Source organism: Ruegeria sp. G10 (assembly GCF_056533645.1).
On the sequence record NZ_JBQFOQ010000003.1, the window covers coordinates 173,252 to 192,923 of the forward strand.

The 19,672-nt window shown below is 61.2% G+C and carries 23 protein-coding genes; 12 read left to right on the forward strand and 11 right to left on the reverse strand.

Translation table 11 applies throughout. The annotated features are described in order from the left end of the window. Window positions 1–18 precede the first annotated feature (18 nt). Window positions 19–651, forward strand: coding sequence for a hypothetical protein (locus ACR0KM_RS07720; RefSeq protein WP_480823480.1), 633 nt, complete (start codon window positions 19–21; stop codon window positions 649–651). On the opposite strand, the gene ACR0KM_RS07725 is transcribed toward ACR0KM_RS07720, so the two are convergent. Together ACR0KM_RS07725 and ACR0KM_RS07730 are read right to left on the reverse strand one after the other, a co-directional pair. Beyond that, the gene (locus ACR0KM_RS07725; protein ID WP_480823482.1) at window positions 640–972 is read right to left on the reverse strand and encodes an AzlD domain-containing protein; all 333 of its coding nucleotides are present in this window, start codon (window positions 970–972) and stop codon (window positions 640–642) included. The two genes, ACR0KM_RS07720 and ACR0KM_RS07725, sit on opposite strands and share 12 nt — an antisense overlap. Next, the gene (locus ACR0KM_RS07730; protein WP_480860150.1) at window positions 969–1,679 is read right to left on the reverse strand and encodes an AzlC family ABC transporter permease; all 711 of its coding nucleotides are present in this window, start codon (window positions 1,677–1,679) and stop codon (window positions 969–971) included. Before ACR0KM_RS07730 ends, ACR0KM_RS07725 begins: the two co-directional genes overlap by 4 nt. Here ACR0KM_RS07730 and ACR0KM_RS07735 point away from each other — a divergent pair. Genes ACR0KM_RS07735 through ACR0KM_RS07750 form a run of 4 tightly spaced genes read left to right on the forward strand, consistent with a single transcriptional unit; the run spans window position 1,678 to window position 5,018 of the window. Then, on the forward strand, window positions 1,678–2,619 hold the full coding sequence (locus ACR0KM_RS07735; protein ID WP_480865475.1) for a formate dehydrogenase accessory sulfurtransferase FdhD: 942 nt from the start codon (window positions 1,678–1,680) through the stop codon (window positions 2,617–2,619). The genes ACR0KM_RS07730 and ACR0KM_RS07735 overlap by 2 nt on opposite strands. Next, the gene (gene mobA / locus ACR0KM_RS07740; protein WP_480860152.1) at window positions 2,612–3,268 is read left to right on the forward strand and encodes a molybdenum cofactor guanylyltransferase MobA; all 657 of its coding nucleotides are present in this window, start codon (window positions 2,612–2,614) and stop codon (window positions 3,266–3,268) included. The genes ACR0KM_RS07735 and mobA overlap by 8 nt, the downstream gene beginning before the upstream one ends. Further along, window positions 3,265–3,756 carry a molybdopterin-guanine dinucleotide biosynthesis protein B gene (gene mobB / locus ACR0KM_RS07745; RefSeq protein WP_480860154.1) on the forward strand — a complete coding sequence of 164 codons (492 nt, stop codon included), beginning with the start codon at window positions 3,265–3,267 and terminating at the stop codon, window positions 3,754–3,756. The genes mobA and mobB overlap by 4 nt, the downstream gene beginning before the upstream one ends. Beyond that, entirely contained in the window at window positions 3,753–5,018 is a 1,266-nt protein-coding gene (locus tag ACR0KM_RS07750) for a molybdenum cofactor synthesis domain-containing protein (RefSeq protein ID WP_480860156.1), read from the forward strand. Before mobB ends, ACR0KM_RS07750 begins: the two co-directional genes overlap by 4 nt. Here ACR0KM_RS07750 and ACR0KM_RS07755 read toward each other — a convergent pair. From ACR0KM_RS07755 to ACR0KM_RS07765, 3 genes are all read right to left on the reverse strand, one after another. Beyond that, window positions 5,015–6,007 carry a hypothetical protein gene (locus tag ACR0KM_RS07755; protein WP_480860158.1) on the reverse strand — a complete coding sequence of 331 codons (993 nt, stop codon included), beginning with the start codon at window positions 6,005–6,007 and terminating at the stop codon, window positions 5,015–5,017. The two genes, ACR0KM_RS07750 and ACR0KM_RS07755, sit on opposite strands and share 4 nt — an antisense overlap. Before the next feature lie 17 nt (window positions 6,008–6,024). Then, a complete protein-coding gene (greA, locus tag ACR0KM_RS07760; protein ID WP_480860160.1) occupies window positions 6,025–6,495 on the reverse strand; it encodes a transcription elongation factor GreA in 471 nt (156 codons plus the stop codon). Between the two features lie 237 nt (window positions 6,496–6,732). Further along, window positions 6,733–7,113 (reverse strand): VOC family protein, encoded by a 381-nt coding sequence (locus tag ACR0KM_RS07765; RefSeq protein ID WP_480860163.1) that lies wholly within the window; start codon window positions 7,111–7,113, stop codon window positions 6,733–6,735. 87 nt (window positions 7,114–7,200) lie between these two features. On the opposite strand from ACR0KM_RS07765, the gene soxR reads away from it, so the two are divergent. The 4 genes from soxR (at window position 7,201) to ACR0KM_RS07785 (ending at window position 12,061) form a co-directional block, all read left to right on the forward strand. Beyond that, a complete protein-coding gene (soxR, locus tag ACR0KM_RS07770; protein WP_480860165.1) occupies window positions 7,201–7,656 on the forward strand; it encodes a redox-sensitive transcriptional activator SoxR in 456 nt (151 codons plus the stop codon). 136 nt (window positions 7,657–7,792) lie between these two features. Next, a complete protein-coding gene (locus ACR0KM_RS07775; RefSeq protein WP_480860167.1) occupies window positions 7,793–9,439 on the forward strand; it encodes an electron transfer flavoprotein-ubiquinone oxidoreductase in 1,647 nt (548 codons plus the stop codon). A 104-nt stretch (window positions 9,440–9,543) separates the two neighbouring features. Beyond that, complete coding sequence (locus tag ACR0KM_RS07780) at window positions 9,544–11,250, forward strand: tetratricopeptide repeat protein (RefSeq protein ID WP_480860168.1); 1,707 nt, start codon at window positions 9,544–9,546, stop codon at window positions 11,248–11,250. Next, on the forward strand, window positions 11,240–12,061 hold the full coding sequence (locus ACR0KM_RS07785) for a 4-(cytidine 5'-diphospho)-2-C-methyl-D-erythritol kinase (protein ID WP_480860170.1): 822 nt from the start codon (window positions 11,240–11,242) through the stop codon (window positions 12,059–12,061). The genes ACR0KM_RS07780 and ACR0KM_RS07785 overlap by 11 nt, the downstream gene beginning before the upstream one ends. Here ACR0KM_RS07785 and ACR0KM_RS07790 read toward each other — a convergent pair. Beyond that, window positions 12,054–13,052 carry a polyprenyl synthetase family protein gene (locus ACR0KM_RS07790; RefSeq protein WP_480860171.1) on the reverse strand — a complete coding sequence of 333 codons (999 nt, stop codon included), beginning with the start codon at window positions 13,050–13,052 and terminating at the stop codon, window positions 12,054–12,056. The genes ACR0KM_RS07785 and ACR0KM_RS07790 overlap by 8 nt on opposite strands. Window positions 13,053–13,108: 56 nt before the next feature. On the opposite strand from ACR0KM_RS07790, the gene ACR0KM_RS07795 reads away from it, so the two are divergent. From ACR0KM_RS07795 to ACR0KM_RS07805, 3 genes are all read left to right on the forward strand, one after another. Next, window positions 13,109–13,324, forward strand: coding sequence for a putative signal transducing protein (locus ACR0KM_RS07795; protein ID WP_170771986.1), 216 nt, complete (start codon window positions 13,109–13,111; stop codon window positions 13,322–13,324). Next, window positions 13,321–14,088 carry a tRNA1(Val) (adenine(37)-N6)-methyltransferase gene (locus tag ACR0KM_RS07800; RefSeq protein ID WP_480860173.1) on the forward strand — a complete coding sequence of 256 codons (768 nt, stop codon included), beginning with the start codon at window positions 13,321–13,323 and terminating at the stop codon, window positions 14,086–14,088. The genes ACR0KM_RS07795 and ACR0KM_RS07800 overlap by 4 nt, the downstream gene beginning before the upstream one ends. A gap of 125 nt (window positions 14,089–14,213) precedes the next feature. After that, window positions 14,214–14,378: a YdcH family protein gene (locus ACR0KM_RS07805; protein ID WP_480823512.1), complete on the forward strand. Its 165-nt coding sequence runs from the start codon at window positions 14,214–14,216 to the stop codon at window positions 14,376–14,378. Here the strand turns inward: ACR0KM_RS07805 and yddG are convergent. The 5 genes from yddG to ACR0KM_RS07830 form a co-directional block, all read right to left on the reverse strand. After that, window positions 14,375–15,241 (reverse strand): aromatic amino acid exporter YddG, encoded by an 867-nt coding sequence (gene yddG / locus ACR0KM_RS07810; protein ID WP_480823514.1) that lies wholly within the window; start codon window positions 15,239–15,241, stop codon window positions 14,375–14,377. The two genes, ACR0KM_RS07805 and yddG, sit on opposite strands and share 4 nt — an antisense overlap. Continuing rightward, on the reverse strand, window positions 15,238–16,185 hold the full coding sequence (locus ACR0KM_RS07815; protein WP_480860175.1) for a transcriptional regulator GcvA: 948 nt from the start codon (window positions 16,183–16,185) through the stop codon (window positions 15,238–15,240). The genes yddG and ACR0KM_RS07815 overlap by 4 nt, the downstream gene beginning before the upstream one ends. Before the next feature lie 303 nt (window positions 16,186–16,488). Continuing rightward, window positions 16,489–17,211 (reverse strand): acetoacetyl-CoA reductase, encoded by a 723-nt coding sequence (phbB, locus tag ACR0KM_RS07820; protein ID WP_480860177.1) that lies wholly within the window; start codon window positions 17,209–17,211, stop codon window positions 16,489–16,491. Between the two features lie 187 nt (window positions 17,212–17,398). After that, a complete protein-coding gene (locus ACR0KM_RS07825) occupies window positions 17,399–18,574 on the reverse strand; it encodes an acetyl-CoA C-acetyltransferase (RefSeq protein ID WP_480470928.1) in 1,176 nt (391 codons plus the stop codon). Between the two features lie 191 nt (window positions 18,575–18,765). After that, complete coding sequence (locus tag ACR0KM_RS07830) at window positions 18,766–19,599, reverse strand: EAL domain-containing protein (RefSeq protein ID WP_480823520.1); 834 nt, start codon at window positions 19,597–19,599, stop codon at window positions 18,766–18,768. Window positions 19,600–19,672: the final 73 nt, after the last annotated feature.

Sequence of the window (19,672 nt, forward strand, 5' to 3'; positions counted from 1 at the left end):
GTAGCGTAGCGTGCCGACGTGTTCAGGATACTGATAGCCTGCCTGCTGGCAGTGACGGTTGCGGGCTGCGCGGGATCGCAACGCCCGCAGGCTGATCCATCCGAGATTGTTGCCCGATCTTATCGTGATCCAGGGCCATCGACGCTGACGTTATATACGATGATCAGCACCCGCACCGGGTCGGGCGCACATACGTCGCTTATGATCAGTGGCAGTGAACGGGTGATCTTCGATCCTGCGGGCTCTTTCCGGGCCGATGTGGTGCCAATCAGGAACGATGTGCTCTATGGCATCACGCCAAATGTCGAGCGCGCCTACCGCAGCAGCCACGCGCGCGAGACGCACTATGCGCGCATCCAGACCATCGAAGTCACCCCGCAGCAGGCCGAGATCGCGTTGCAATTGGCCAAGCAAATGGGTCCGGTGGCCGGGGCATTCTGCGCCAATTCGACCGCGCAGCTATTGCAGCAGGTTCCGGGGTTCGAGCAGATCAGCACCACTTTCTACCCTGTCAAACTGTCGGATCAGTTCGGCCAGCTTCCAGGTGTCGTCACCACCGAGTACCGCGAGAGCGACTCGGCTGATCTGCAGCAGGGCCTTGCAGAGAACAACGCGCGCCTGAACCAGCTTGAAGCAGCCTCAACCAACTAGATAAAGTAGACCGTAGAGCGTGGCAGCCCCGCTGAAAATCGCGGCCAGCACGTTTTTTGTGACGTAACCAACCGTCAACGCCACCGCTGCTGCTGCCATGCGCGGCAGGTTCGGTTGTCCGTCCGTGGCCGAAGGCCACACAACCAAGGGCGCGATCAGCGCAGGAATGATGGCCACCGCCGTATAGCGCAGGTGGCGCAGCAGCCAGGGTGGCATCGGGCGATCCCCGACCAATCCGATGAAGGTGAAGCGCAGCAAATAGCTGCCAATGGCCAGCCCTGCGATGATGATCCATATGGTCGTAGCGTCAATCTGGGTCATGGTTTGCTCCGCTCCAGCATCAGCTCGGTCTGTGCGCCCGCGATCATCCCGACCGTACCCGCGATCAGCAGGCCCAGATTGAACGGCACTGCAACGGTCAGCAGGGCGACCACGATGGCAACCAGCGCGGCCACCACATGGGCCAGCGTGCGCATCATCGGCCCAATCATCGCCAGAAACGTGATTGGCAGGGCAAAATCCAGCGCCCAGCTTTCCGGTATCTGCGCCCCAAGAACGGCCCCGAGATACGTGCCCAATATCCACAGCGGCGTAATCGGTGTCACCGATCCGACGAAATAGACCATGCGCTGGGGCACGGTCATGCGCGGCTCTTTCTCGAACTGCACGATTGAACAGGCATAAGATTGATCCACGATCAGATAGGCCGCGCAAGCGCGTTGCCACAACGGCGCCGCCCCCAGAAACGGCGTCAGCGAGGCCGAATACATGGCCACCCGCAGGTTCACTGCCAATGCCGAGATCAGCACGATGAGTGTCGGCGTATTGTCCTGCAGGAGTTGCAGCGCGGTGAACTGTGCTGCCCCGGCAAAAACAGTGGCGGAAAAGGCCATGGTTTGGGCGACATTTAACCCGGCCTCGGTGGCAAATACACCGAACAGCAGACCGAAGGGCACCGCAATAAACACGAAGGGCGTCCCGTCGCGAAAACCTTTCCAGAAGTATGACTTGGATGTGGCAGAGGCCATGGCTAAATCCTATGGTGACGCATGCAGCAGTAGACGTCTTGGGAAAGGGTTGCAATTGGCCACGGAAATCGACCTGTCCGACTATCTCATCGCCCCCGATCCGGGCGCTGCCCGCTTGACCCGCGCGGTCGAGGGCGTGGACCAGAACGGCGAGGTCAGCCAGATCTCGGTGGTCGAGGAACGCCCGCTGACGATTTTCCTGAACGCGCAGGAAATCGTGACCGCGATGACTATTGGCGATTACCCCGAATATCTGGCGCTGGGGTTCCTGCGCAACCAAGGCATGCTGCTGCCGGATGATGAAATCACGCGCGTCGACTATGACGACGATCTGGAAACCGTGGTCGTTCGGACTGCGCGTGAAACCTCGTACGAAGACAAGCTCAAGAAAAAGACTCGCACCAGCGGCTGTGCTGTTGGCACAGTCTTTGGCGACATGATGGAGGGGCTTGAGGATGTACGGTTGCCGCAAGTGCAGGTGCGGACCTCGTGGCTCTATGATCTGGCGGCCAAGATCAACCGCACCCCGTCGCTGTACCTTGAGGCCGGGGCCATCCACGGCACGGTGCTGTGCCGAGAAAGCCGCCCCTTGGTCTATATGGAGGACGTGGGCCGCCACAACGCTGTCGACAAGATCGCCGGCTGGATGCTGTCCGAGGGTGAGGGCGCTGCGGATAAGATTCTCTACACCACGGGCCGCCTGACCTCGGAGATGGTGATCAAGACAGCGATGATGGGAATCCCGGTTCTCGCCTCGCGCTCGGGCTTCACCGCCTGGGGTGTCGAGATCGCACGCGAGGTCGGTCTGACCCTGATCGGACGGATGCGCGGCCAGCGGTTCGTCTGCCTTTCAGGCGAGGACCGTCTGCTGCGCGATATTGATCCCACAACGGTTGCGGTTGAGGATAAGAAACATCGCAGGAAGAGCGCAAATGGTTGAGCGTGCCGCAAAGCCCATGGGCGTGATCCTCGCGGGCGGCCTTGCGACCCGGATGGGTGGTGGCGACAAAGGCCTGCTGCAACTGGGCGGGCAGAGCCTGCTGGGCCATGTGATCGACCGGTTGCGCCCGCAAGTGGATGGCCTTGCACTAAACGCCAACGGCGATCCGGCGCGGTTCACAGATTTGGGCTTGCCGGTCATCGCGGATTCGATTGACGGGTTTGCGGGCCCGTTGGCCGGTGTATTGGCCGGGCTCGACTGGGCCGCTGAACAAGGGGCCGATAGCATCGTCACCGCCGCCGCCGACACGCCGTTCTTTCCCCACGATCTGGTCGCGCGCCTAACGCAGGCTGCTGAGGGGCAGACGCATCCGCTGGTTCTGGCCACCACGCCGCGCACCGGCGATGAGGCGTTGAAATCGGGTGGCGGCAAGCGCGTGAACCGGCACCCGACGTTCGGCCTCTGGCCCGTGGCGTTGCGCGATGATCTGCGGGCTGCACTGACCGGGGGCTTGCGCAAGGTGGTGCTGTGGACCGATCAACATGACGGGCGCGAGGCCCTGTTTTCAGCCGAGCCGTTCGACCCCTTCTTCAACGTCAACACCCCCGACGATCTGGCCCGCGCCGAAACCCTGCTGGAGCAGGCATGAGGGTCTACGGCGTCACCGGTTGGAAAAACGCGGGCAAAACCGGGTTGATGGAGCGGTTGGTGACCGAGATCACCGGTCGCGGAATCTCGGTCTCGACCGTCAAGCACGCGCATCACGCGGTCGATGTGGACCAGCCCGGCACCGACAGTTACCGCCACCGCACGGCGGGCGCGTCCGAGGTGCTGCTGGCCTCGGGCAACCGCATCGCGCTGATGCAGGAGTTGCGCGGCGCGCCAGAACCATCGCTGGCCGAGCTGCTGGCCCGCCTCTCGCCGGTAGATCTGGTGCTGATCGAAGGCTTCAAACGCGAGGTCCATCCCAAGGTCGAGGCATTCCGCGCCGTGGCAAACAACCCCCTGATCGCCCCCGATGACCCGACCATCCGCGCGGTTGCCAGCGACACGCCGCTGGATCTGGACCGCCCAGTCTTTGACCTGAACAACACCGCCGTCATCGCGGATTTCATCCTGCAAGAGGTCGGGCTATGAGCAAACCGGACATCACCCCGCCGCCCCTGCGCAACGATTGCTTTGCCCTGCCTGCCGGGGTCAACTGGACGCCGGTGGATGACGCGCTGGCCCTGCTGCGCGAGCGGCTGACCGTCGTGACCGGGGGCGAAACCGTGCCCCTGATGCAGTCCACAGGCCGCATTCTGGCCGAAGACGTGGTTGCCGAACGCTCGAACCCGCCGCAGCCGAACACGGCGGTGGACGGCTATGGTTTTGCCGGGGTGATGCCCGAAGGTCCCTGCGTTCTGCCTCTGATCGAGGGCCGCGCGGCGGCGGGTGTTCCCTACGACGGCTCGGTGCCCGCGGGCCACGCCATCCGCATCCTGACCGGCGCGGCCCTGCCCGAAGGGGTCCAGACGGTCATTTTGGAAGAGGATGTGACGGTTCAGGATGGCCATATCGCCTTTCACGGCCCACTGAAACAGGGTGCGAACACACGCAAGGCCGGCGAGGATGTGACAGAGGGGGCCGTGGCGCTGCCTGCCGGGCGGCAGGTCACGCCTGCGGATTTGGCGCTGATGTCTGCAGTGGGTGTCAGCCAGGTCGCGGTCCGCAAAGTGCTGCGCGTGGGGGTCTTGTCCACGGGCGATGAGCTGGTCGAACCCGGTGATCCCGCAGGGCCGGGGCAAATATTTGATGCAAACCGTCCGATGCTGCTGTCGCTGATCGCGCGCATGGGGTTTGACGCGGTCGATCTTGGCCGGGTGCCCGATGAACGGGCCGCCCTGCAACTCCGGCTGGACGAGGCGGCAGACCAGACGGATGTGATCCTGACCAGCGGTGGCGCTTCGGCGGGGGATGAAGACCATGTCTCGGCCCTGCTGCGCGCGGCAGGCGCAATGCAGGAATGGCGCATTGCGCTGAAACCGGGGCGTCCTTTGGCGTTGGGCCTGTGGCAGGGCACGCCGGTGTTCGGTTTGCCTGGTAATCCGGTCGCAGCTTTGGTCTGCACGCTGATCTTCGCCCGCCCGGCGCTGTGTTTGATGGCCGGTGCGGGCTGGCAAGCGCCGCAGGGCTTTGATGTGCCCGCCGCCTTCGAGAAACGCAAGAAACCGGGCCGCCGCGAATATCTGCGTGCCCGCATCCGCGACGGTCGGGCCGAGGTCTTCCGGTCTGAAGGATCGGGCCGGATCAGCGGCCTAAGCTGGGCCGAAGGACTGGTCGAGATCGAAGATGGGGCCCGCCACATTCAGCCCGGTGATCCCGTGCGGTTCATCCCCTACGGTAGTTTTGGACTTTAATCAAAAGTCCCCGCCACACGCCCCACCAGCATGAAAGCCCGCGCCGTGCGGGTTTCGCCCAATGCGGTCAGTTCGGCGTCGCTGGCATCGGGTTCGAAATCGGCGATCATGTGGTCAAAGCGGCGCAGGAAATGATGCGCCGCATCGCGAAAGATCGGGTCCTGCTTCATCCGCGCCGCCGTCAGCGCCAGCGACGACCGGTCGCGGATACCGCCCAGCGTCGCAACCGCGCGCCCGCGCGCCCCTTGGGCAAACTGCCGCCAAATCTCGGGCCGGGCCATGTCGGGGCGCAAGTCGTCCATATAGATCCCCTCCTGGCTCAGCAGGGTCAGAACATCCTGCGAGGCCTGCACCAGTTGCGCCGCCTTGCGATCCTTCAGCGCAAGGCGCAGGGCGTCGAAACCCGCCGTATCGTCCTGCGTTTCGGGAAAGTTCAGCGCCCGAATGAAGACATCCCGCGGCAGGGGCGGCGCGATCTCTTCGGCCAACGTCCCCAGCTCAAGTGAGGTCTGGTTGGCCGGTTCAGCCGCCCGCTTGCCGGGGCGCATCGGCTCGGCCCGATTGGTCGAAAAGGTCGCCAGCGCGCTTTCGGTCTTTTTCGCGGTTTCGGCGATCTCGTCCAGCTTTTTGCCTACGGTCGGCTCATAGGTGCTGGCCGCGCGCTGCGCTTGGGTGACATAGCTGTTGCGGATCGCATCGATTGCGGTCTGCAGCCGTGCGCTTTCCTCGCGCATGACCCGGCTGGCGCGCATGGCAACCGCGGCGACCCAGATCATCGCCACCGGCAGGAACACGGCCAGCGCGGTGACAATAAACCCGCCTTGCCCGGCACCGGGCAGCACCAGAAACACCACCGACACCACCAGCCACACCAGGCTGAGCGCAGCCGCCGCGATCTCGATCCCGGTCACCGAGGGGTGGCCGGGCCGGTCATATATGCCCAGCGAGGTCGCTTTCTTGCTTTCCGGATCAGGGTCGGTGTCGGACATGACAGGACGCTCCGGGATCAGGCGTAGGTGATGCTCAGGATTTCATAGGACCGCACGCCGCCGGGGGTGCGCACCTCGACACTGTCGCCTTCATCCTTGCCGATCAAAGCGCGCGCGATGGGGGATTTGATGTTCAGCAGGCCCGCTTCGATATTAGCCTCATATTCGCCCACGATCTGCCAGGTCTTTTCTTCGTCGGTGTCTTCATCGACCAGCGTCACCTTGGCCCCGAACTTCACCGCACCCGACAGCTTGCTCGGATCGATCACATCAACCAGCGACAGCACGCCCTCCAGCTCTTTGATGCGGCCTTCGATAAAGCCCTGCTTTTCGCGGGCCGAGTGATATTCGGCGTTTTCCTTCAGGTCGCCCAGTTCACGGGCCGAGGCAATCGCCTCGATAATCGCCGGGCGCTCGACGGATTTCAGGTTCTTCAGCTCCGCCTCAAGCGCGGCATTGCCCGCAGGCGTCATGGGGATTTTTTCCATAGTCTTGTCGTCCACGCATAAACTGTGACGCCCCGCCGCCAGAAATCAGCGTCGGGGCGAATGATGGGTCGGCAATTACCTGACCTAAATGAGGCGTGAATTGCAAGGGGGCAGGCGCGCGTTATGGCGCAACCCGCAACTTAGCGCCGTTTCGCCCGCGGCGGTTCTCGCCTGTGGCGCGATCCCAGAAGGTCGCCGCGCCGCCAGCGATGGGCCTCGGACCCCAGCCAGAGCAGTTCAATCATACTGGACCACCTCGAACTCGATGCCGTTGTCATCGCGGAAATAGAACCGGCGGCCCGGTTCATAATCGGCGTGATTATGCGGCTCGAATCCAGCCTCTTTGACCTTGGCCTCGGTGGCATCCAGATCCTCTACCAGCACGCCCACGTGGTTCAACCCGCCGACAACGTCATAGCTGCTGTTGGTCAGCGGCTTGGGGTCACCGGGGTTATACAGCGCAAGGTAAGTATGCGGCCCGCCCACATGCACGGTGTAGCCGCCTGCGATGGCCGGGCCTTCCCAGCGGGTTTTCCAGTCAAAGACCTTCGCCATCCACGCGGCCGAGGCTTTGGGGTCGCGGACCGTGAAATTGGTGTGTTCAAGCGTCGCCATCATGGGATCTCCTTTGCGAATTGAGGCTTGTCCCGACTCACCGTAATTTCTAAACCTAACTTTAGGTCAAGGATTATTTGCGAGGGTCTCATGGCAGTTTCCGAAGGGCTTGCAATCGGCGCATTGGCGCGGCGCACCGGGCTGGCGGTGTCGGCCATCCGGTATTACGAGGCGCAGGGTCTGATCGCGCCATGGCGCAATGCGGGCGGGCAACGGCGCTATCAGCGGGCGGACATCAGGCGGCTGAGCTTTGTCATGATCGCCCAGCAGTTTGGCCTGACCCTGCCGGAAATCCGCGAGGTTCTGTCGGGCCTGCCCGGAAACCGAACACCCACGCCGCAGGACTGGAGGGCGATCAGCGTCAATCTGCGCGCGCATCTGGATCAGCGAATCGATACGCTGATACGACTGCGCGACAATCTGGATGGCTGCATTGGCTGCGGCTGCCTCAGCCTGCCCAAATGCAGGCTTTACAACCCTGATGACAGGGCCAAATCCCATGGTAGCGGTCCCAGATACCTGATGGGGGACGCACCAGAGGGCTGATGTGTCGAATAGCGCTCTTGTTACGCCGTGTTTCGATTGACCAAGCTCTTTCAGACCATGTAATCAGCCGTGAAACAATATTGCGCCGACCGCACGAGAAAAGCGCCAATTCGGAAAGTTAGCTAAGGAGCCCGCGATGGCCGAGATTGAACGCGAAGCGATGGAATATGACGTGGTGATCGTGGGCGCTGGCCCTGCGGGCCTGTCAGCGGCCATCCGTCTGAAACAGCTGGATGCCGACCTGAATGTCGTGGTTCTGGAGAAGGGCTCGGAAGTGGGCGCGCATATCCTGTCGGGTGCTGTGCTGGACCCCTGCGGCCTGGACGCGCTGATCCCCGATTGGAAGGAAAAGGGCGCGCCGCTAAACGTGCCGGTGCACGAAGACAATTTCTATATGCTGGGCGAGGCCGGTCAAATCCGTATCCCTAACTTCCCGATGCCGCCGCTGATGAACAACCATGGCAACTACATTGTCTCGATGGGCAATGTCTGCCGCTGGATGGCCGAACAGGCCGAGGAACTGGGTGTCGAAATCTTCCCCGGCATGGCGTGTTCGGAACTGGTTTACGGCGAGAATGGCGAGGTCAAAGGCGTTGTGGCCGGTGTGTTCGGGCTTGAGCCCGATGGATCTTACGGCCCCAACACCGAGCCGGGGATGGAACTGCACGGCAAATATGTCTTCCTGTCGGAAGGCGTTCGCGGCTCGTTGTCCAAAGAGGTCATCAACAAATACGACCTGTCTGCGGGCAAAGAGCCGCAGAAATACGGCGTCGGCATGAAAGAGATCTGGGAGATCGACCCGGCCAAGCACAAGGAAGGCTCGGTCACGCATACGATGGGCTGGCCTTTGGGCAGCAACGCGGGCGGCGGGTCCTTTATCTATCACCTTGAAAACAATCAGGTCTATGTCGGCTTTGTGGTTCACCTGAACTACAAAAACCCGCATCTGTATCCCTACATGGAATTCCAGCGGTTCAAGCACCATCCGATGGTGGCCGAGCTGCTGAAAGGCGGCAAGCGCGTGGCCTATGGCGCGCGGGCGATCACCGAGGGCGGCTATCAGTCGATGCCGAAACTGGTCGCGCCGGGCGTGGCGCTGCTGGGCTGCTCGGCGGGCATGGTCAACGTGCCGCGCATCAAAGGCAACCACAACGCGATGCTGTCGGGCAAGGCCGCGGCCGAGGCAGCCTTTGACGCCATCAAGGCCGACCGTTCGGGCGATGAGCTGACCGCCTATGAAACCGATGTGCGCAACGGTGCGATTGGTGCTGACCTGAAAAAAGTGCGCAACGTCAAACCGATCTGGTCGAAATGGGGCCTGACAGCCTCGCTGATGCTGGGTGGTCTGGATATGTGGACCAATACGCTGGGCTTTTCTTTCTTTGGCACGGTTGGTCACGGCAAAAACGACGCCGAGTCGACTGAGGATGCCAGCAAGCATCAGCCCATCGACTATCCAAAACCCGACGGCGTATTGTCCTTCGACCGTCTGACAAACGTGTCCTTCGCAGCGACCAATCACGAAGAAAGCCAACCTTGCCATCTGCGGCTGGCCGATCCCGAGATTCCGGTCAAAGTGAACATGCCGAAATATGATGAACCGGCGCAGCGCTATTGCCCTGCAGGCGTGTACGAGGTGGTTGAAGATGAGAACGGGCCGCGATTCGTCATCAACTTCCAGAACTGCGTCCACTGCAAAACCTGCGACATCAAGGATCCCAGCCAGAACATCACCTGGACCACGCCGCAGGGTGGGGATGGCCCGAACTACCCAAATATGTAAGCGAAAAGACGGGCTCTGGCAGGGTCGTGAAGGCTCTGCCATTGCCTCTTGCCCGCCGAAGCCCTAGCTTGTCGGTCAGTCAATGACAGCAAGGCAGGATATCGGTGGTTTCCCTGGTTCGACGCGCGGCACTGGCCGCGATCCTCAGCTCAGCACTGGCGCTTCCGGCGATGGCGGATACCGGGTCTTATCTGGCCGGACGGCAGGCGATCTATCAAAGCGATTATCCAGCGGCTGAACGCTACTATGCGCAGGCGCTGAAAGCTGATCCCGAAAATGCCAAACTGTTGGAAAACGTCGTTGTGGCGCGCCTTGCCCTGGGCCAGATCGAACGCGCCCTGCCGGTCGCCGAAACCATCGAGGCCAATGGCCTGCCTAGCCAGGCGGCGCGGATGGTGATCGCAGCCAACCTGATCGCTGACGGTGCGCTTGACGAGCTTCTGTCCCGTGATCCTGAAACCCAAGGCGTTGGCCCGCTGGTTGACGGGTTGATGACGGCCTGGGCTTACATGGATCAGGGTGCCGTAACCAAAGCGATGGAGCAGTTCGACGTGGTCTCGACCCAGGATGGGTTGGCAGAGTTTGCGCTCTACCACAAAGCCATGGCGCTGGCATCGATTGGCGACTTTGAGGGCTCTGACGCGATCCTCGCCGCCAATAACGGTGCTGTTTCGCGCTTCTCGCGCCGCGCAGCGCTGGCGCGGACCGAAATTCTGTCGCAGCTGGATCGTAACGCCGACGCGCTGCAATTTATGGAAGACGTTTTTGCCAACGGCAGCGATCCCACCATCGAAAGCTATGTTACGCGTTTGTCGGATGACCAGACGCTGCCTTTCACGCATGTTCAGTCGGCGCGCGATGGCATGGCCGAAGTGTTCTTTTCGGTTGGGGCGGCGCTTAGCGCCGAGGCCTCACCGGACTATGTTCTGCTCTACGCCCGCATCGCGATGTTTCTGCGCCCCGATCATATCGACGCGATTTTGCTGAGCGCCGAGCTGCTGGACGGGCTTGAACAGTATGATCAGGCGGTCGACGTTTACCGGCAGGTGCCGCCCGACAGCAGCGATTATCACGCGGCGGAACTGGGACGTGCCGAAGTGCTCAGCCGATCCGACCGCAAGGACGCCGCCGCTGAAGTGCTGCAAAACCTGGCGGCGCAAAACCCTGATCTGCCTGGTGTCCACGTAGCGCTGGCCGATCTGCGTCGCCAGCAAGAGGACTATGCCGCCGCCGTCACGTCCTATGACCGGGCGATCGACCTGACTGAGGAGGGTATCGGCGGCAATTGGTTCCTGCACTACGCCCGTGGAATCTCGCACGAGCGGCTCAAGAACTGGGACAAGGCCGAGGCCGATTTTCGTCGCGCGCTGGAACTGAACCCCGATCAGCCGCAGGTTCTGAATTATCTGGGCTACTCGCTGGTCGAACGGCGCGAGAAGTTGGATGAAGCGCTTGAGTTGATCGAGCGTGCGGTCGCGGCGCGCCCGGACAGCGGTTATATCGTCGACAGCCTAGGCTGGGTTCTGTTCCGTCTGGGCCGCTACGAAGAAGCGGTGGACCATATGGAGCGCGCGGTAGAGCTGATGCCGGTCGATCCGGTTGTCAACGACCATCTTGGTGACGTCTACTGGGCCGTAGGTCGTGCCCGCGAGGCCGAATTCCAGTGGAAGCGCGCCCTCTCATTCATCGATCCAGAAGAGACCGATGGCGAAGCCGACCCCGAACGCATCCGCCGCAAGATCGAGATCGGGTTGGATGCGGTACTGGTCGAGGAAGGCGCCGAGCCCCTGAAGGTCGCCAATGAAGGCTAAGGCGTTTGCGCCGGCCAAGATCAACCTGACCCTGCATGTGACCGGCCATCGCGCAGATGGCTACCATTTGCTGGATTCGCTGGTTGTATTTGCCGATGTGGGGGATCGGCTGGAGCTTACGCCGGGGCCTGAGCTGTCGCTTGAGATCAGCGGAGAGTTTTCGGATGGTGTGCCTTGCGACGCCCGCAATCTGGTCTGGCAGGCGGCTGAGGCGATAGGCTGGACCGGTCTTATCCAACTGGACAAACACCTGCCCCATGGCGGTGGCATTGGCGGCGGGTCCTCGGACGCGGCTGCAGTCTTGCGTAGCCTGAGCGCTCAGGGCACCGGGATGGCGGATACCGTGCCTGTCTCGCTCGGCGCGGATGTGCCGGTTTGCATGAGGGCCTCAGCCGCGCGGATGCGTGGGATTGGCGAGCGGGTTGAACCGATCGCGTTGCCGCCCTTGCCCGCGTTGTTGGTCAATCCGGGCATTGCCGTTCCCACCGGGCCGGTTTTTGCAGCTCTGGAGCAGCGGGATAATCCGCCCATGCCGGAACAAATCCCGGCCTTCAACGCGCCGGAAGACTGCGCCGGGTGGTTGCAGGATCAACGCAATAATCTGCAACTGCCGGCAACCTCCGTCGCGCCCGGGATCATTGATGTGCTTGACGCGCTGGGTGAGACACGGGACGCGTTGCTGACGCGCATGTCAGGTTCAGGCTCAACCTGCTTCGCGCTCTACCCGACACTGAAGGCGGCCCATTTCGCCGCCTATGAGATCGGCACGGCACATCCCGATTGGTGGTGCCGGGCAACGCTGCTTAGTTGAGACGAGAGACCACGTAATCCGCCAGATCGCCCAGCAGGTCGCGGATCTCATGATCGGGCAGCGCCTCTAGCGCGGATTTGGCCTTGGCCGCCCAACCGAACGCATCCGCGCGCGTGGCGTCCAGAGTGCTGTATTTCGCCATCAGCGACAGGGCATGATCCAGATCGTCCTCTTCCTGACGACCGCGGCCAATCGTCCGCTCCCAGAAGGCATGTTCTTCGGCGGTGGCCTGTGCCACGGCCTTGATCACCGGCAGGGTCAGCTTGCGCTCACGGAAATCGTCGCCAACATTCTTGCCCGTCGCTGCGCTATCACCCTGATAATCCAGCAAATCATCCGCAATCTGGAACGCAACCCCCAGCGCGTCGCCATAATCATACAGCGCTTTGACCTGCGCCTCGGACGCACCAGCGATCACGCCGCCGACCTCAGTCGCAGCGGAAAACAGCGCCGCAGTCTTACCGCGCACAACCTGCAGATAAACGCCCTCATCCGTGCCCAGATCGGTGGCGGCGGTCATCTGCAGCACCTCACCCTCGGCAATTGTGGCCGAGGCGTTGGCCAGAATGTCCAGAACCCGCAGCGAACCCGTCTCGACCATCAACTGGAAGCTGCGGGAAAACAGGTAATCGCCCACCAGAACGCTGGATTTATTGTCCCACAGCAGGTTCGCCGTGGGTCGCCCGCGCCGCTGACCGCTCTCATCGACCACGTCGTCATGCAGCAGGGTGGCGGTGTGAATGAACTCGACCGTTGCAGCCAGCTTGACGTGGTGATCCCCGGCATAGCCAAACAGCTGCGCCGCAGCCAGCGTCAGCATGGGACGCAGGCGTTTGCCGCCTGCTTCCACAAGATGGGCCGTTACTTCGGGAATGCGCGGGGCGTGCTCGGACGCCATCCGCGTCCGAATCAGCGTGTTCACCGCTGCCATTTCATCCGTCAGCATATCTGCCAGACGCTCATGCGGTTTCGAGATCGTCCCGACGTCCATCACACTCCTGATACAAGGCTCGACATCCCGGTCGCCTTGCCCTTACATCCATCCCCATGAAAGAACTATTGCGCAGCACCGATCCGACCATCCTGGCCTTTGCAACAGCTCTCCTTGAGGGCGAGGATATAGACTGCTTTCAGATGGACGTAAACATGAGCATCCTCGAAGGCGGCATCGGAATCTTTCCCCGCCGCCTGATGGTGCGCGCCGATGACCTGACCCGCGCCGAGCGGGTCATGCGCGATAACGAGGTTCCTTTGGGCCGATGAGCCGCTTTGCCGACAATGATCTGACCCGCAATGACTTTTTGGAGGGGCGCGTGCGCCTGTGGCAACCGCGATCGGGATACCGGGCCGGGGTTGATCCGGTTTTGCTGGCGGCCGCTGTGACGGCACATGCGGGCCAGTCGGTGCTGGAGCTGGGCTGCGGTGCCGGGGCGGCCATTCAGTGCCTGATGGCACGGGTGCCGTGCCTGCAGGCCACTGGCGTTGAGCTGCAGCCCGCTTATGCGGAATTGGCGCGTCGAAACGCCGAGGCGAACGCGGCGCTGACCGTGATTGAAGCTGACCTGAATGCCTTGCCAGAGGAATTGCGCCAGATGCAATTCGATCACGTTATCGCCAACCCGCCTTATTATCGCGCAGGGGCGCATAGCCCGTCCGCCGACGCTGGGCGGAGGGCGGCGTTGGGTGAAGAAACACCGCTGGAGGACTGGATTGACGTCGCCGCCCGCCGGCTGGCACCACGCGGCTATCTGCACATGATACAAAAGGCCGACCGCCTGCCGGATATGCTGGCGGGTTGCGCGGGCCGGCTGGGCTCGATCGAGGTGCTGCCGCTGTCTGCGCGCGTCAACCGTGCCGCAGAGCTGGTGATTTTGCGCGCGCGCAAAGGTGGGCGCGCTGCTTTCCGGCTGTGTGCACCGCTTATCCTGCATGCGGGGAATCGACATCTGGAGGACGGCGAGAGCTATACGCCGCAGGTGTCGGCGGTGCTGCGGGACGGCGCGGATTTGACCGGGTATTTCGCCTGATCGGCAATGACCAGCCGAAATTGTCGGATTTATGTCAGATTCTATGCGCCTGCAGCGTGACAGGCTGGAAATGATGTGGTCAACTTCTTACGTGACATTCACAAACCCATAGAAGGAGGACCGCCATGAGCGTGAGCGCACATCTGACGGAGTTGAAGAAGAAACACGAAATTCTCGGTCTTGAAGTGGAACAAGCGCAACGCTCACCTGGTATCGACGATCTCCATATCGCGCAGCTGAAAAAGCAAAAGCTGAGGCTGAAGGAAGAGATCGAGCGCCTGTCGACTTAACCCGTCAGGCTGGCGCGGGCAGCGATGGCTGCGCCACCGGTGACAAACAAGGCCGCGATCGCCAGACCCCAGGACGGGGCGGCGATCCCGGCCAGAACCAAGACCAACGTGGATAACAATGGTGCTGCGTAAGAGGCGGTGCCCAAGATTTGAATATCCCCGCGTTTGACCCCGATATCCCACACATAAAACGCCAAACCGACCGGCCCCAAACCCAGTGCGATGGCCGAGGTCCACGCCAGCGCGCCCTGCGGCCAGACCGTTTCTTCCATCGCAAAATGCAGGAGCCAGGACGCTATGGCGGTCAGTATGCAAAAGACTGCAACCGAGCTTGTGGGCACGTCGCCCAGTCGACGCGACAGGACCGAATAGCTGGACCATGTCAGGGCGCATAACAGTGCCAACCCATAGCCGGGCAGATGTTGCGCCTGAAATCCTGCATCGCCGCCGCCTGTGATGATCACAGCCGCCCCGGCAAAGCCAAGACAGGCCCCGATCAGGTGACCGGGTTTCAGATGCTCTCCGGGCAGCAGGCCCGACAGCAGTACGATTAGCAAAGGCCAGAGATAGGCGATCAGCCCGGCCTCAGCCGCGGGGGCCATGCGCAGAGCTGAAAAGTAAAGCGCGTGATAGCCGAAAAGCCCAATTGTGCCAAACAGATAGGTCGGCCAGGCGACTTGGCGCAATTGCCGCAGGCCGCCATTTGCGATGGTCCAGATCAGGCCAAGCGTACCGCCAATGGTAAAACATATCGCGTTCAGCAACAAAGGTGGTGTGGGTGCCGATCCCACGGTGAATAAAGCCAGCAGAGACCACAGCAACACCGCGACGAAGCCGATTGCGGTCGCGCTTATCTGGTTCATTCGATGGCCACCTTTTCGACGGGAATGATCTCGAACTCATCTGATATATGCGCGGTCTTTTCAATCTCGGATATGAACCAGTCGCGGAAGGCCGCAATCTGAGGCCGCCTCTCGGCCCCTTTCACGCAGAGGAATCTAAAGCGCCCGGCAGTTTCAAGCGCGACTTTGAAGGGCGCAACCAGGCGTCCTTCGGTCATGTCTTTCAGGATCATGGCGCGCCGTCCCAGCACCACGCCAAGCCCTGCCACAGCGGCATCGATCGCATGGTCCGCGTTCGAAAAATGCGCCCCATGGGTTGGCGCGAAATCCAGTCCAACCGCGCGAAACCAGGCAGACCAGTCGCAGCGCGGTTTCAGAAAACTGATCGAGTCGTCATGGATCAAGGGCGCCTCACGCAGCGACTCGGGCGTGGGGAATTGCTCGGCCAGATCGGGCGTCATCACCGGTGTCAGCCATTCCTTGCGAACGGGAACGGAATACAGGTCCTCATCCGGCCCGTAGCCAAAGCGAATGGCCACGTCCACATCATCGCGTTCAAGATCCATGTTGCGCAATGTGGCCGAGAACTTCAGGTCAATCCCCGGGTTTGCCCGTGCGAATTCGTAAAGGCGCGGCGCCAGCCACTTTGCTGTCAGGGCAGGGCCAGCGGTAACGGTCAGGCTGGTCTCATCCCGCAGTCTGCGCGTGGCCTGCCAGGCAGCCTGAAGCGCCGCAAACCCATCCGCCGTTCCCGGAGCAAGTGTGCGTCCGGCCTCGGTCAACTCGACGGCGCGGTTGAGGCGGCGGAACAGGGGATGCCCCAGATGCTCTTCTAACGACTTGATCTGAAAAGACAGCGCAGCCGGGGTCACGTTCAACTCCTCCGCCGCCTTGGCGAATGACATATGGCGTGCGGCAGCATCAAAGGCGCGCAGCGCGGTAAGAGGGGGAAGGCGGTCGGGCATATCAGTTAAGAAATTTTGAATTGAGGTGGCGAAAACTCTCGTTTGTGCAATTTAAAATCAAAGGTCATGTTGAGGGCAAGACAAATTTAACTTGATAGGAAAGGGTTCAGCATGATCGAGATGACAACAAACCCGGCCGTCCAAAGCGCCATTCATCGCGCCCACAAAGAGCGCAGCAAAGCAGTCGTGGCGCTTTGGTCCTGGCTATTTGGTTCCCGCTGATCGCTGCGCGCGCGATCTTACGGGATAAAAGAAGGGCCGGTCCTTGATGGACCGGCCCGCTTTCTGTTCGGGGTCTGTTGATTAGACGAAGAACTGCGCACCATTCGCCGAGATGGTCGAGCCATTGATGAACTGCGAGTCGTCCGAGGCCAGGAACGCGACACAGCGGGCGATTTCTTCCGGCTCACCCAAACGACCTGCCGGGATCTGGCCGATGATCGATTCGCGCACCTTTTCCGGCACCGCCATAACCATTTCAGTTGCGATATAGCCGGGGCAAATCGCATTGGCCGTGATTCCGGCGCGCGCGCCTTCCTGAGCCAGTGACTTTACGATACCCAGATCACCCGCCTTGGTGGCAGCATAGTTCACCTGAGCGAACTGTCCTTTCTGACCGTTGATCGAGCTGATGACGATGATGCGGCCAAACTTACGCTCGCGCATACCCGGCCATACGGGGTGCACGGTGTTGAACACCCCGGTCAGGTTCGTGTCGATCACCTGATGCCATTGCTCGGGTGTCATCTTGTGGAACGGCGCGTCACGGGTGATGCCAGCATTTGCGACCACAACGTCGATGGGACCAACATCGGCTTCGACCTTTTCGATACCTGCCTTGGATTCATCGTAATCGGCCACGTTCCATTTGTAGGTGGCGATCCCGGTTTCATCGGTGAACTTTGCGGCGGCTTCGTCGTTGCCCGCATAAGTGGCGGCAACATTGTATCCTTCGGCCTTGAGCGCCTTGGAAATTGCTGCGCCGATGCCGCGGGAGCCGCCGGTTACGAGTGCTGTACGTGCCATTTTAGGAATCCTCCAGTCTTAGTCGTCTTGGTAATGTTGTTACTGTTATGATTTATGTTGCGCAATATTATTTCACGCCATGTTTCCCGTCTCGGGTGGCAATATCGCCGCATCTGCGGGGCGGGGCCCCAGTGTTACAAAAAAGGCGCCCGTAGGGGGCGCCTCTTCTATCCGGATATCAAACCGTTCAGTCGCGCTCCACGCAGAGGGCGACGCCCATGCCGCCACCGATGCACAGGGTTGCCAGACCTTTTTTGGCATCACGGCGTTTCATTTCGAACAGAAGCGTGTTCAGCACGCGACAGCCAGAAGCCCCGATCGGGTGGCCGATGGCGATTGCGCCGCCGTTCACGTTGACGATCGACGGATCCCAGCCCATGTCCTTGTTCACGGCGCATGCTTGCGCGGCGAAGGCTTCGTTCGCTTCGACGAGGTCCAGATCGTCAACCGACCAGCCTGCCTTTTCCAGTGCTTTGCGCGAGGCATAGATCGGGCCAACACCCATGATAGACGGGTCCAGACCGGCAGTTGCGTAAGACGCGATGCGGGCCAAAGGCTCAATGCCGCGCTTTTCCGCGTTCTCGGCCGACATCAGCAGGGTCGCGGCAGCGCCGTCATTCAGGCCCGAGGCGTTGGCCGCAGTTACCGAACCGTCCTTGGTAAAGGCGGGGCGCAGCTTGGCCATCGCCTCCATGGTTGCGCCGTGACGGATATATTCGTCCTTGTCCATCACGATGTCGCCCTTGCGGGTCTTGATGGTGAAGGGGACGATCTCGTCGGCGAACTTGCCAGCGTTCTGGGCGGCTTCGGCTTTGTTCTGCGACGCGACGGCGAATTCATCCTGCATGTCGCGGCTGATTTGCCATTTTTCGGCGACGTTTTCAGCGGTCTGACCCATGTGATAGCCGTTGAAGGCATCCCAAAGGCCATCGCGGATCATGGTGTCGATGTATTTCATGTCGCCCATCTTGTGCCCGGCGCGCAGGGCTGCGGCATGGGGTGACAGGGTCATGTTCTCTTGTCCGCCGGCGGCAACGATTTCGGCGTCGCCCAGTTGGATATGTTGTGCGCCCAAGGCAACCGCCCGCAGACCCGAGCCACAGACCTGGTTAATACCCCAGGCCGCGCTTTCCTGCGGCAAGCCTGCGTTGATGTGCGCCTGCCGCGCGGGGTTCTGCCCCTGGGCGGCGGTCAGGACCTGGCCCATGATGGTTTCGCTTACTTCGCCTTTATCGATCCCGGCGCGGTCCACCACCGCTTCGAGAACCGCAGCGCCGAGGTCATGTGCAGGGGTGTTCGCAAACGAGCCACCGAAGCTGCCCACACCTGTGCGGGCGGCGGATGCGATTACTACGTTGGTCATATAGTCAATCCTTTACCATCATGGTCCTGTCGGGAGGTCGCACGCAATGGCCGAGAGCACCCTCTCGGACAGTACAATACCCTACGATCCCGTTGTCCAGTGTGCTTTGGGATACAGGAATGCTGCAACTGCAGCAACGGACAGCTTGTCTCAGCGTCAACCGGGGCGGTTCATCATCGGGTACGTTCTTCTCAACTACCGGTTTTGGCAGGTTTTTCCGGGATCCAAGGGGGCGTCACAGATGGCGCGCCGAACAAGAACCCCTGCAGGCAGTCGACACCGTTCGCGATCAGAAATTTCGCATCTTCGGCTGTTTCGACCGATTCGGCTGTGACCAGAATCTCGAACTCTTTCGCGACGGCGATCAAGGCGCGGACCAGCGCTTGGTTGTCTCGGTCAAGGGCAATGCCGCGGATGAATTGACCATCAATCTTGGCGGCATCGAACAAAAACTCTCGGAAATGACGAAAGCTGAAGTTGCTGGCTCCGAAATCATCCAACGCAAAGGCGACGCCCCGCGCCTGTTGCCGATCCATGAAGTCGACCACCAATTCGGGGACCTGCATGGCCGAGCTTTCCGATATCTCCAGAATCAAACGCTCACCCACGCTGCTGTCTTTTTTCAGGAACCTGTCCAACACACGGGACCATCTGGCATAGCCTATGGACCGGGCGGACATGTTAATGGACAGGCGGATGCCGGGGTTTCGGATCAGGGTACGCAACCCCATCTCAAGCGCGATACAGTCCAGATCGCGCCCGATGGGCGTGTTTTCGACTTGCGGCATGAACTCACGCGCCGGAATCACGCGTCCGGTTTCATCCAACACACGGATGAACCCTTCGTAAAAGGCCACTCCCTGCGGGGCTTGTGCTTGCATGACCGGTTGAAAGGCAAGCTTGCACTGTTTGTGCTTCACCGCTTCGGTCGCCATCTGCACGATCGACCGGTCCCGAGACGACACCGCCGCATTCAGCGGATTGTCCGAGCCTTCGGGCACGTCTGCTAATTTCTTGTCCCGCATATCCAAGCCTGTCCACGAAAGGAGTGGCCCTGATTTCAGGTCAAACAAGTGAATCTGGGGTTAAGAAACCGCG